At 69.4% G+C, this 12,823-nt stretch carries 9 protein-coding genes; 4 read left to right on the top strand and 5 right to left on the bottom strand.

The window, feature by feature from the left end; all coding sequences use genetic code 11:
• Positions 1 to 126: 126 nt before the first annotated feature.
• Entirely contained in the window at positions 127 to 2,322 is a 2,196-nt protein-coding gene (locus J0911_RS09020) for an acyltransferase family protein (protein ID WP_207275137.1), read from the top strand.
• Positions 2,323 to 2,400: 78 nt separating this feature from the next.
• Entirely contained in the window at positions 2,401 to 3,639 is a 1,239-nt protein-coding gene (locus J0911_RS09025; RefSeq protein WP_207275138.1) for a hypothetical protein, read from the top strand.
• A 36-nt stretch (positions 3,640 to 3,675) separates the two neighbouring features.
• Here the strand turns inward: J0911_RS09025 and J0911_RS09030 are convergent, their stop codons facing one another.
• A complete protein-coding gene (locus J0911_RS09030) occupies positions 3,676 to 5,880 on the bottom strand; it encodes an acyltransferase family protein (protein WP_207275139.1) in 2,205 nt (734 codons plus the stop codon).
• Between the two features lie 270 nt (positions 5,881 to 6,150).
• Here J0911_RS09030 and J0911_RS09035 point away from each other — a divergent pair, with 270 nt between their 5' ends.
• Positions 6,151 to 7,290 carry a hypothetical protein gene (locus J0911_RS09035; protein ID WP_207275140.1) on the top strand — a complete coding sequence of 380 codons (1,140 nt, stop codon included), beginning with the start codon at positions 6,151 to 6,153 and terminating at the stop codon, positions 7,288 to 7,290.
• 48 nt (positions 7,291 to 7,338) lie between these two features.
• On the opposite strand, the gene J0911_RS09040 is transcribed toward J0911_RS09035, so the two are convergent.
• The 4 genes from J0911_RS09040 to J0911_RS09055 are packed head-to-tail and all read right to left on the bottom strand — an operon-like array spanning position 7,339 to position 11,809.
• A complete protein-coding gene (locus J0911_RS09040; protein ID WP_207275141.1) occupies positions 7,339 to 9,090 on the bottom strand; it encodes a glycosyltransferase family 2 protein in 1,752 nt (583 codons plus the stop codon).
• Entirely contained in the window at positions 9,091 to 10,212 is a 1,122-nt protein-coding gene (locus J0911_RS09045; RefSeq protein ID WP_207275142.1) for a glycosyltransferase family 4 protein, read from the bottom strand. It lies immediately after the preceding gene.
• The gene (locus J0911_RS09050; RefSeq protein WP_207275143.1) at positions 10,209 to 10,691 is read right to left on the bottom strand and encodes a hypothetical protein; all 483 of its coding nucleotides are present in this window, start codon (positions 10,689 to 10,691) and stop codon (positions 10,209 to 10,211) included. Before J0911_RS09050 ends, J0911_RS09045 begins: the two co-directional genes overlap by 4 nt.
• A complete protein-coding gene (locus J0911_RS09055) occupies positions 10,688 to 11,809 on the bottom strand; it encodes a glycosyltransferase (RefSeq protein ID WP_207275144.1) in 1,122 nt (373 codons plus the stop codon). The genes J0911_RS09050 and J0911_RS09055 overlap by 4 nt, the downstream gene beginning before the upstream one ends.
• A 65-nt stretch (positions 11,810 to 11,874) precedes the next feature.
• Here J0911_RS09055 and J0911_RS09060 point away from each other — a divergent pair.
• The coding region (locus tag J0911_RS09060; protein WP_207275145.1) for a glycosyltransferase family 2 protein at positions 11,875 to 12,823 on the top strand (949 nt) is incomplete at its 3' end.

Consider the following 12,823-nt stretch of genomic DNA (forward strand, 5'->3'; position numbering starts at 1 on the left):
ACGGATGGCTCCACTGATCCATCACGATTCGCGGTGATGTGTCGAAGGTGTGATGTGTTCCAATCGGTGCCGACATGGACGCTACGCTGTGGCGGCCGATCTGCCGTCTCCGACTGAGAAGGGCTGATGACCAGCGCTCCTGCACTTCGTGAGCCCGTTTCCGCGCCTGGCCGCCCGTCAGAGCACCCCGGAGGACTACCCGTCCTCGACGCCCGCCCACCGGTCCGTCCAGGACGGGTCCCGGAGGGACGGGCGGGAGACGCCACCCCGTCCCGAGGTGGCGACTTCCGGCCCGAGCTGCACGGCCTGCGGGCCGTCGCCGTGCTTCTCGTGGTCGCATATCACGTCTGGTTCGGCAGGGTCTCGGGCGGCGTCGACGTCTTCCTGTTCCTCACCGGGTTCCTGATCACCGGGTCACTCGCCCGGACGGCCCGGCGCACAGGGCGGATCCGGCCGTTCGCGTTCCTGTCGCGTCTCGCCTCGCGACTCCTTCCGCCCGTGGTGATCGTCCTCGTAGGCACCGTGCTCGCGACGTTCTTCCTGCTGCCGCGCGGACGCCTCCTGGAGACGATCGACGAGGCGATCGCCTCGCTGCTGTACCACGAGAACTGGTACCTCGCCGAGCGCGCCGTGGACTACAACACCCGCGACGAAGGCTCGAGCGTGCTGCAGCACTTCTGGTCGCTCTCGATCCAGGGGCAGTTCTACCTGGTGTGGCTCGTGGTCGCGGCCTTCGGGCTCGCGATCGTGTGGAAGTCGCTGTCCCGGATCCGGGCGGCGTTCCTCCTGATCATCGTGCCTGTCGCGGTCGCGTCGCTCGGCTGGTCCGTGTACCTCACCGCGACGAACCAGGTCTGGGCCTACTTCGACACGGGCGCGCGGCTGTGGGAGTTCGCCGTCGGCGGCATTCTCGCTCTGACCATCCACCGGATCGTGCTGCCGCGCGCGGTGCGGTTCGTACTCGGCTGGGCCGGTCTGCTCGCGCTCATCGCGTGCGGGGCGTTGTTCGACGTCTCGACGATGTTCCCGGGATGGATCGCGTTGTGGCCGGTCCTGTCCGCGGCGCTCGTTCTCGTCGCCGGGCACACGAAGGTTCCCGGGTCGGCCGACCGCCTGCTGCAGTGGCGGCCGCTCGCGGTGATCGCCGACTGGTCGTACGCCCTGTACCTCTGGCACTGGCCCGTGCTCATGCTGTACCTCAACGTGACCGGGATGAGCCGGGTCGATGCGCTCGGAGGCGCGTACGTCGTGGGCATCTCTCTCGCCCTCGCCTGGGTCACCACGTTCCTGCTCGACCATCGACCGCTGCGGCCACCGCGGGCAGAGCAGCCGGCGCGACAGCTCGGTCATGCCGCGCTGTGGGCTGTTCCGGCCCTGCTCGCGGGTCTTTGCGTACAGCAACAGGTCGCGCTCGCCGATCAGCGCGAGGCCGAGCGAGAGGCCTTCCTGGCGTCGAACGAGGGCCGGTACCCGGGAGCAGGCGTGATCATCGATCCCGAGCTCCACCGCGACATGCCAGATCTGCCGTGGATTCCGTCCGTCGGAGCGCGCGATGATCTCCCGGCGGTCTCGTCAGGAGAGTGCTTCCTGCAAGTGGCGAGCACCGGGCTGACGTTCTGTGAATCCGGCGACGTGACCGGTGACAGGACGATCGCGATCGTCGGGTCGTCGCGGGCTGCGCACTATCTCGAGGCATTCGACGCACCAGCCGCCGAGAACGGCTGGCGGCTGGTCACGATCACCAAGCCCGGATGCCAGTACTCGGCCGACCCCGGTGAGACGCCCGTGGGCCGGGCCGTCGTGCCGGCCGACGGCCCGGCAGGGAACGAGGACGCGGCCGTGCCCAGCGCCGCCGACTGCCGGTCGTGGAACCAGGCAGCACACGCCTTTCTGATGTCCAGCCCGCCGGACCTGGTCATCACTCTCGGCACCCGGCGACTCGAGGACCAGGAGAAGTATCCCGAGGGTTTCGTCGCACGGTGGCGCGACCTGACCGCGGCCGGTTCCCGGGTGCTCGCACTGGAGGACATCCCCCGTCTGGAGGAAGACCTGCTCGCGTGCGCGGAACTCAGGGGTCCTCGCGCCTGCGTGCTCCACGTGCCGGATCTGCGTGGCGCCGCCTCGGTGGCCAGTCGCTACGCAGGTGTCCCCGAGGGGGTCACGTTCCGTAGTTTCACGCCGTTCATCTGTCCGGACGGAACCTGCTCGCCGGTACGCGGTAACGTGCTCGTGTATCGCGACGCGTCGCACCTCACCGCGACCTACGCCGCGACCTTGGCGCCGGTCGCCGAGCGGTTCGTGCGCGAGGCGACAGGGTGGTGACCGAAGCTCTCGGATGGATGGCGGTCCGTGGCAAAGAGCCGGTTCCTGGCGCCTTGATCCTTCCCGTAATCTGTGCGCATGCCTGAGACCATCGACGCGCTCGAGCCTGGTACCCGTCTGGTCCACATCGGCCTGCCGAAGACCGGGTCCACCGCACTCCAGTACGCGGCCAAGACCCTGAAGTGGGAGCTGCGTGACGAGGGCGTCAACTATCCGGGCAAGGCGGAGAACCATCACAAGAGCACGTCGTGGCTCGCGGGCCTCAAGATCGACTATCTGCCGGATCCCACACCGAAGGAGCAGTGGTGGCGGGCGGTCGAGCGCGAACTTGACCGGTTCCCCGACCAGCGCGGGCTCCTGTCGTTCGAGATGATCTGCACCGCCGATGCCACTGGAGCGCGCCGTACCGTCGACGAGGTCGGTGGGCACGGAAAGCATCCCGTTCACATCGTCCTGGTACTACGCAATCTCGGCACCTTCGTCCCGTCCTACTGGCAGGAGAGTCTCAAGCGGGGGAACACCAACTCGCTCGACGAGTACCTGCGCAAGGCGCTCGAGGATCCGGCGGCGGTCAAGGCCTCGGGCGCGTTTCACCGAACGGACGGTCTCGGGCTCCTCGAACGTTGGGCGAACGCCGTCGGCCCGGAGAACGTCACGGTGGTCGTCCTGGAGAAGGAGCATCCGACGAGGCTGCTCGACACCTTCGAGGGGCTGCTCGATCTGCCGGAAGGGCTGCTCCACTCGAAGAAGCTGGATGGAGCAGGGCAGAACCGGGGCATGTCGGCCGCAGAGGCCGCGCTCGTCCTCCGGCTCAACCGGCAGATCAGGGGCAAGTGGCGAGCCCCGCGTCCGGACCACCGGGCGCTGGTGTTCAAGGGTGTGGTGAACCGCATGCTCGCACGCCGGACGCCGGTCGAGTCCGAGGGAAAGCTCATGGTCCCGCGCTGGGCGGCGGACACGCTGGTCGAAGCCGGGCGCCTGCTCGTCGAGAGCGTCCGGTCCACCGGCGTGCGGGTCGTGGGTGACCTGGCGGAGCTGGAACGGCGGGTCCCGTATACGGATGACGCCACCTTCCCGCCCCAGGAGATCCCGTTCGACCTCGCAGTCGAGGCGCTGCTCGGCATGTACTCTCGCGCGACGGGCTGGGACGCGAACCACAAGAAGAGGGTCGGCGCCGGTACCGGGGTGGAGCAGCTCACCGAAGAACTCGCGGGCGCGCGGGAGGAGGTGGCTCGCCTCACGGCCGAGATCGAGCAGCTGCGGGGTACGAGTTCCCGGGCCGGTCTGGCACGCTGGGGCATTCGGTCTCCGAAGTGACGTCCGGCTCGCCGGTCACAGGCACCCGGTGAGCTGCTACGCCGTAGGCCCCCCGGCAGGGTCCTGCCCGGTGGGTCCGGGCGAGGGCCGCTGCGTGGTCGTGCCGTCGGCGGGCTTCTCGGGCGATGACTGCCCGGCAGGCGCCTTCCTTGTGGGGACGTGCTTCGTCAGTCGTTCCAGAAGCGCGTCCTCGAAGGTGCGGATATAGGTCATCGACAGGTGATGCCCGTCCCGGTAGGGAATGACGCTGCCGATGACAGCCGGGCAGGTGGTCGCGTCGCAGTAGAAGTCCAGGGTCTTCACCACCGGGACGCCCGCGAGCTCGGCGATGACCTGGAATCCGTCCGGTTCGCTGGTCGACGTTTCACGTGAGACGTCACACGCGCCGTCGCGTAGTTCCCGCTCGCTCGCCTCGATGATGCACTGCTCACCCTCGTCACCGATGCGGGGGTTGTCCTCGATCACCACGAGCTTCGTGCCCCGGGCCCGGAGCGCCTCCCAGTTGGTCACGGTCCGCTGTGGGTTGTCGAGACCACCGAGCCGCCCGCGGCCTCCGGCGAAGACGACCGCATCGTACGGTTCCCCGCCGAAAAGCAGGTCCTCGCTCTGCTGGATACGGTTGGAGCAGCGGTCCGACAGCTCCGGGTCGTCCGCGCGGAGCGGTGACCAGACGCATCCGTTGCTGGTCAACGGAGTGATCTCCCAGCCGTAGCGTTCCGCCGCATCCTCGAGGACCGGGCTGAACAGGGCTGCATGGGAGTTGCCGATCAGCGCTATGCGTATGGGACCGTCGCCGAGTGTGCAGGAGTCGATGTCGGTCGCCTCGGCCGCGGTGTAGCAGCGGTAGGCGTTGCCGGTGTCCGCCTTCAGCGCGCTGCGGTCCGGCACGATCTCCGTATCGGCCAGCACCGTCTCGCATGCGTCGCCGGTCACCATCGCGGCATACCCGTAGCAGTCACCCAGGGTTGCCTGGGCCTCGGCGGCCTCCTCCTCCAGTTGCTCGGCCGCAGCATCGGTCTCGAGGGTGCCCTGGTGTGCGACGACCGCGAGGGACACGACCGAGCCGACGAGAACGACGGCGATGACCGACTTCGCCCAGGCGGCGTTCCAGCCCCGTGCGACGGGTCGTTCGAACAGATAGTGACCCAGGACGGCGAGGCCGATCGCTGCCACGATCATCCCGATGCCTTCGAGCAGTGAGGGCACCGCATCCTCGCCGAAGAGGTAGCGGTAGCCGATGAGGATGGGGAAGTGCCAGAGGTAGATCCCGAAGGCGACACCTCCCAGCCACGCCATCACCCGGTTCGACAGCAGCCGGGTGGCCGACCAGGAGACCTCGCGCTCTCGTGTGGCGAGCAGGAGCAGGGTCGCGCACGTGACCGGCCAGAGAGCCGCCACGCCGGGGAAAACGCCCTCCACCGGCAGCACCACGCCGCACGCCACGAGCCCCAGCACACCCACCCACGACGCCACGGCGGCGGCCCAGCCGCGGAGCGCGAGGGAGCTTCCGGCCAGCGCCAGCAGCCCGCCGATCGAGAACTCCCAGAAACGGGTGAGCGACGAGAAGTAGGCGAACGGCTGGTTCTCCGCCGTCTGAATGATGTTCCAGGCGAACGTGGCGACACCGACGAGGGCGATCAGTATGCCGAACGCCACCCTGAACCGTTGTTCGGTCCGCCTGCGGACCACCAGGAGCAGGGCGATCAGAGCCAGCACGAGCCACGTCACATAGAACTGGCCTTGGAGCGACATCGCCCAGAAGTGCTGGACCGGCGTGTGGGGGTCGTGCTGGTTGAGATAGTCGACCGCGTTGAAGGCCAGGAACCAGTTCTCGTAGTACAGGGCCGCGGCGAACACTTCCGCGTAGTTCCGCGCACGGAGCGCCTCGGGCGTGATCGTCGCCGTCATCACGAGGACCGCGAGAAGCACGACGGCGGCCATGGGCCAGACCCGCCGTGCGATCCGGCCGAGGTAGGCGAGGGGGCGGATCCGTCCTTCCCGCCGGACGTGCCCCACAAGCGTGAGTGTGATGAGGAAGCCGGTGACGACGAAGAACACGTCGACACCGCCTGACACCTTGTTGAACCAGATGTGGTAAACGGCGACGAGCAGTGCGGCCAGTGTACGGAGACCTTCGATCTCCTGACGCTTCTGTTTGACCCGTCCGGAGGCGTCCGCCGCACCGCCCCGGGAATCGCTTCGGGTCGTCAGCGCAGAAGAGACAATGGCGGCGTGTGACACGTCCGCCGAGTCTACCGCCGGGACCTGTGCTCGAATGACGGAAGGCGTGGTGTTCCGGTGGATGACCGGTCGTACGAGGTTCGACGACGCGACCGCTGACGCCTAAGATCGGCCCATGTTCGGCGGTCTCGGTCGAACGTCACCACGTGGAAGGGAACAGCGTTGACGGACGGACAAGACCTGGATCACGGTCAGGATCTCCTGCTCCCGCCTCGCGCGCGGCTGGTCCACATCGGTCTCCCGAAGTCGGGTTCGTCGACGCTCCAGACGGTGGCGCGAGACCTCCGGGGCAGGCTGAGGAAGGAAGGGGTGCTCTATCCGGGGAGACAGACCAACCACATCCGCCCGGCGGGATGGCTGGTGGGGCTCCCGGTTCCCTTTACTCCCGATCCAGGCCCTCGGCGTGAGTGGTGGGAGTCGGTACGGGACGAGATCGAGGGTGCCGGTGACAAGCGAGTTCTCTTCAGTGACGAGAGGATTTGCTGGGCCGATATCGACGGTGCGCGGCGCGTCGTCGAAGGTCTGGGGCAGCCCGCGCACGGAGTCCTCGTCGTCCGCAACCTCGCGTCGTACTCGCCGTCCGTGTGGCAGCAGAATCTCAAGGGCGGCGCGTTGGAAAGTCTGGACGAACATCTTCGTGAGGTGTTCTCCAAACCCGATCTCAGCAAGATGTCCCCGCCGTTCCACCGCCGTGACGGACGAGGGCTGGTCGAACGCTGGACCGAGGTGTTGGGTCCCGAGAACCTGACGGTGATCGTCCTCGAGAAGGAACACCCGGACCGTCTGCTGAGCACCTTCGAGCAGATGCTGGGACTGCCCGAGACGATGCTCACCGGCGCTTCGGCGGCAAAGGGCTCGAACCGGGGGCTGTCGACGACCGAGGCCGCGTTGCTGATGGCACTCAACCGGCGTGTGCTCGAGGAATGGCGCGCGAGCCGCAACCAACAGCGTGACCTCATTTTCCGCGGAGCCGCAGCGCGTCTGGTGGGCGCACGGAAGCCCGGGCCGGACGAGGAACGGGTCGGCATGCCACAGTGGGCGGTCGAGGCCGCGGCGGAGGCCGGTGGCAAGTTCGCCGAGTCGATCCGGGCAGCAGGAGTCCGGGTGATCGGAGACCTCGGCGAACTGACACGCATGGGTCCTTCGAGCGAGAAGGATCCCACCGTGCTGCCGGAGATGATCCCTTCGGATATCGCGCTCGAGGCGCTCAGCGGGATGTTCGCCGCCGCGTCGGGATGGAACTGGAAGCATACGAAGCGCTGGCCTCCCCGACCGGCGTCGGCCAAGAAGCGTCCGCAGCCGCCGGCGGATCCCGAGACGGTGCTCCAGACCGTGCCGACCAAGACACTCGCATCAGTTCTGGCACGGCGCGTGGCGCAGCGTGCTCAGCGGGTGGTCGGCCGACGCTGAGGCACGAGCCGGCCCCCGGGCCCGCATGCGCCGCGCGGTCGGCCGAGGCTATGGGCGGACGACGCGGCGCAACAGGCTCTTGGCGGCGTGGGCGCCCCGCCGCGGTCCCGCGAGAAGTCGCTTGGCGAGTCCGGGATTGATGTGGACCTGCCGATTGGTCTCGCTCCGGAAGACGTGGCGGGACCGGTCGTCATGGGCGATCGTCGGAGAAACGACGACATCGACGGCGCCCAGCTCATGCTGCATGCGCACGCGGACGAAGGCGCGGCCGACGGGGAGGGAACCGACCTCCGTGGCAGCCTCGATCTGTCCGGTGTGTGCGTCGACGACGGTGCTGGCGAACTGATGGCGTGAGGTGCCCTGGGCGGTCTGTGCCGCGATTGCGGAAACAAGGCTGACAGGACTGACGGTGGCGCTCAGCACGGCTCGCTTGTCCCGCACCGTGAGCTGCACCTCGGAGATCTTCAGAGGCTTCTGCGCCAGCACCGCACGGACAGTATCTGCGTTGCCGGTCTGTATCGCGAGCACCAGGAGCTGGACCGCGGCAGAATGCCAGTGAAGTGCGCTGGCCGGGTACAGGCGGCCGAAGAGGCCGGCGTGCTTCGCCAGGCGCTCGACCGTCTCTCCGGATACCGGCGTCTCCGGATCGGTCGCTTCCACGAGCAGGGAGCTGAGGACCCTCCGATGGTCCTTTTCGTCAACCGGCACGGCTTTCCCGCCGGCCGGCGACGGAAAAGCCAAGGGCTCCTCGGTGACCAGAACGGAGACCGGGTCCGTGACCAGGCGCACCGCCTCGGCCCATCGGCCCGCCCGCGCCAGTCCCCAGACCCACCGGGTTCGTGCGTCAGCCCGCTTGTCCATCCGGTCCGTCAGGCGCGACAGCAGTTCACCGATGACGGAGCTGATCTCCGCCAGTGCGGCGCCGAGATCTGGATCGTCGACGCGGTCGTCGACAGCGAGGCTCCGTAGGAAGTTCCGCAGGTGGACCCAGCCGTCCCGGGCGATGACCAGGTCGTCGTACTCGCGCATCAGATCCAGGCTGCCGACGGAACCCACATGGACGCACGAGGCGAGTTCCTGGCGCAGGTACGACTCGAAGCTCGCGAGACCCGAGGCCCGCGAACTCATGGACGTGGAACCCGGCCGGTTGCGGTAGAGATACACCGTCTCGGGAAGGACCGCGATGCGGCGTGCGGCCACCAGCGCCTTCGTCATCGGGACGACGTCGTTGGACCGGGGGACGGTCGGGAACACGATGTTCTGGCCGATCCAGAAGTCGCGCCGGAACAGGCGGTTCCAGCAGGCCCGGTTCCGGATGAGGGACGGGTGCTCGTCGAGCGTCGTGGCCGACCGGCGGCGGGCCCAGGCGCTCCAGGACTCCGTCGGGTGCCACGTGCGAGTCGTGTAGAACTTGAAGAACCCGCCCACCACCATGTCGGCCTCGTCCTCACGCGCGGCGTCGAGCATGGCGGAGTACGCGTGACGAGGAACGATGTCGTCGCCGTCGGCGAAGGCGATGTACGTGCCACGCGCCAGTTCCACGCCGTAGTTACGGGCTTGGGCGCCGCCCTTGCCGATGTTGCGTACGGCACGTACCCGCGGGTCGCGCCGCGCGAACTCGCCGACGATCGACCAGGTGTCGTCGGTCGACCCGTCGTCGACCACGATCACCTCGTGGTCGACATCCTGGTCGAGGATCGAGCTCAGGCAGTCGACCAGCCACGGCGCGACGTTGTGCACCGGGACGATCACGGACACGTCGGGTGCGGCGCTCTGCGTCGCCGCGATCTCCTTGCTCACTCAGAGCCTCTCGGTCGTGGTGGCGCTCGGGGTGAGCGGCGCGGTCGTGGTGGGAAGGGAGTCGAGCACGGCGAGGAAGTCGCGGGACATCGACCACGGTGTGTACGCCTGGGCGTAACGGGTGGCGGCCGCGGAGGCCGGGCCGAGGTCGGTGTGCGCGGCGACGAGCGCCTCCGCCAGGTGGCCCGCCTGGTCGCCGTCCGAGGCGTAGGTGCGGACCCACTGCTGTCCCTCGTAGACGGTGGCGAGCGTGGACGGTCCGGGGACGATCACCGGGGTGCCGAAGGAGCAGGCGAGCAGGGCGCTGCCCGAGTTGAGGATCCGCTGGTAGGGCAGCGCCATGATGTCGGAGGCGCGGAGCCAGAGGCCGAGTTCCTCGTCGGGGACGAAGGACAGCCGCTTGACGACCGGAACCGACGTCGGGAGGACCTCCTCGACGGCGGCCGCGTCGCTCGGGTTCGCATACCCGGCGAGCAGCAGGGCGATGTTCGGTATCCGCGCGGCGGCGCGTTCCACCGCGGCGCACAGGATGTCGACCCCCTTGTACGGGCGGATGCGACCGGTGAAGCCGACGGCGAACGCGTCAGCCGGCACCCCGAGCTCCGCCCGCGCCTGCTCGCGGGTCCACGTGTCGGGGTAGACCCCGGCATAGCTGGAATGCCGTACCGTGACCAGCTTGTCGGCGGGCAGCCGGTACGCGTGCTCGACGGCCGCCGCCGTGTGGTCGTGCAGCTGGATGATGGCCGTGGCGTTCTCGGTCAGCGCCTGGGCGATCTCCTTCTCCAGCTCGGGGAACCGCGCGTCGTGCGCGAACTCGTTGTGCACGGTCCACAGCAGACGGATGCCCCGTTCGCGAAGCGTCCTGAGCGCGGTACGGAAGCGTGCGAGGTGCTCGCGCGCCTCGTCGTCGGACTCACAGCCCGAGAGAACCGGGTTGGTCCAGTGCACGTGTGCGACGTCGCCGGGGTCGAGGCGGTCGGTGGCCCACTGCTCGAAGCCCTGGAGGCTGGTGGTGCCACGCATCCGCCAGCCGTCGGCCTCGGCCGCGAGGTACAGCATCGAGAGGTAGGGGTTGTCGCTCCAGCGGGGGAACACGAGGAGCTGCGGGCGGCGCGTGGTCATGCGCGGATCACGTCCTGAAGCGGGGGTACGGACAACTCGGCGGCGGGCGTGTTCGCCGGGAGGAGACCCTCGGACACCGCGAGGAGCCGGTCCTGCCCCGCCGGCGCCTCTCGGAGCGGGAGGAGCGTGCCCTCGATGTCCAGGCTGCCACGCCAGCTGCGGCCCGCGAGCTCCCCCGCGGGGAGCAGCAGGTCCAGGTCGACGTGCCACTGCCGCCGCTGCTGCTCGTACAGCGGGACGTCGAACCGGCGCTCCGTTCCGGTCTCCTCCTGTGTCATCACGAGCACCGGCGTGCCGGTCGAGCCCAGGGTGCGTGGCGCGACGATCGTGACGGAGAGCAGGACGTGATCCCCGACCAGCCGGCAGGTGCCGCAGAAGGCTTCCACGGCGAGCTCTCCGAGGGCCGCCGCGTGCGCCCGCTCGGTATCGGTGCGGTCCGTCGTGCTGGTCGGCGCGGGGGGATTGGTGTCTGCTGTCACGTCCTGCCGTTCCGGTGTGAGGAGCTGGCGAAGGCATCGCCCGATTTCTCGGCAAGCATACGGTCAACGAGGTCGGCGAACGCGCGAGACATTCGCGAAGGAGTGAATTCTCTCGCGTGGTTCAGCGCCTCCTGACGCACGGCCGGATCGCGGAACCACGGGTCGGCGAGCAGGGCCGCGATCGACCCGACCGGATCGGCGGGGTCGAAGAACCGGATCCACCGCTCGTCGCCGAAGTCCTCGGTCAGGTGCGGTTCACCGGGCAGGACCACAGGGACGCCGTAGGTGGACGCGAGGTGCATCGTCCCGGAGTTCAGGATCCGTTCGTACGGCAGGACCACGACGTCCGCGGCGGAGAACCAGGCCGCCACCTCGTCGTCGTCGACGAACCGCAGCGCCGAGGTGACCGGCACGCCGTCCTCCACGAGCCCGGCCACCTGGTCCGCGACGTCGCCCGACGGCTTGCCCGCCAGCAGCAGCCCTGCGTCGGTGCCCGCCTGCCGGACGACGCGCATCGCGTCGAACAGGTACCGCAGGCCCTTGTACGGGCGCAGGTGCCCGAAGAACAGCACGCCGACCGGCTCGGTGACCTCCAGTGCCGCACGCGCCGCCGCGCGGTCGAGCCGGCGCCCGTAGACACCGTGATAGCTGGAGTGCGGCACGACCACGGTCCGTCCGGGCGGGATCCGGTAGTCGTCGGACACGGCCGCGGCCGTCCCGGGCCGGAGCACGTGCACGACGTCGGCGAGGTCGGCCAGGCCCTGGTGGAGGCGCCGCGCGGCCGCCGCGTGCGTCGTGTCGTGCGGGAGGGAGTTGTGCACCGTCCACAGGACCGGCCTGCCGTGGCCCTGAGCCGTGCGCACCGCGTCGAGGAAGTCCTCGACGCGGTCCTCCGCGTCGTCGGCCCCTGCGGCGTCGTCCGTGATCGGGCTGGGCCACTGCAGATGGACCAGGCCCGTGGTCGCGGGATCACGGAGCGCCGCGGTCGTGAGGCGGACATTCGCGTTCCCCGTGACGGTGATCCCGCGCGCGACCACCTCCGCGTACAGCATCTGCACGAACGGGTTCGACGTCCAGTAAGGGAACGTCTGGATGCGTCGCGTGGCGCGTCCTGGCATCGGATGACCTCAGAAGGTGCGCGTGTGCTTGAATGTGACCGCCACAGTCTACGGAAGGGTGCACGGTGCACGAACCCCAGGCCGACCTCGCCGGCGGTCCGAGGTCCGCGGGGACGGCCGCCGCTCCGGTCCTGTCCGTGGTGCTGGTCACCAAGGACGACGACGACCGCGTGACCGAGACCGTCTGGTCCGTGCTCCACCAGTCCCTGACCGAACTGGAGCTCGTCGCGGTCGACCGCGGATCGGTCGACGACACCCCGGCCGTTCTCGCAGCGGCCGCGGCCGACCCCCGGCTCCGCCGCGTCGACGCCGCGACCCTGAGCGTCGGCGAGGCACGCGACCTCGGGGTGGCCCGGTCCCGTGGCGACTACGTCATGTTCGCCGACGCCGACGGAACCCTGCCCGAGCACGCCTGCGCCGCCGCCGTGGCGCGGGCCCGTGAGACCGGGGCCGAGATGGTCGTGGGCCGCCACGTCGTCTTCTCGCCACGGCGCCTGACCACCGTCCCCGCCCCCGCCGTCGCGCAGGGCCGTGCCTGCTGGAACCGTGTGGTGGACCGCGCCGCGTGGACCGCCGCCGGACTGGCGTTCGCGCCCACCGACCATGCCGACGACCTGCTCACGTCCCTGCGTGCCGACCTCACCCTGCGGCGCGCGGACCTGGACGAGACCCTCCAGGTCCGGCACACCCGGGTGGGCGCCGCACGCCCGGAACGCACGGCGCTCGCTCGTGACCATCTCGCCCAGGAACTCGCCTGTCTGGCCGAGGCACGTCGCCGGCTCACCCCCGCCCTCCTCGACACCTACCTCACGGCCGTGCTCTCGACCGGCCTCTGGCCCCACCTGCCCGCGCTGCTGGAACCCGAGTCGCTCGCCGACCCGGAACTGGACGCGGCACGTGAGGCCGCCACGACGCTGCTCCGGGCGGCGCCCGCCACGACCTGGCGCCGGCTGCCCGCCGACCGCCTGCGCGTCTACACCTGGCTGCGCCACCGGCGCTGGACTCGCGCGGCCG

It is taken from the genome of Myceligenerans salitolerans (genome assembly GCF_017349295.1).
GTDB classification, from domain to species: Bacteria; Actinomycetota; Actinomycetes; order Actinomycetales; family Cellulomonadaceae; genus Myceligenerans; species Myceligenerans salitolerans.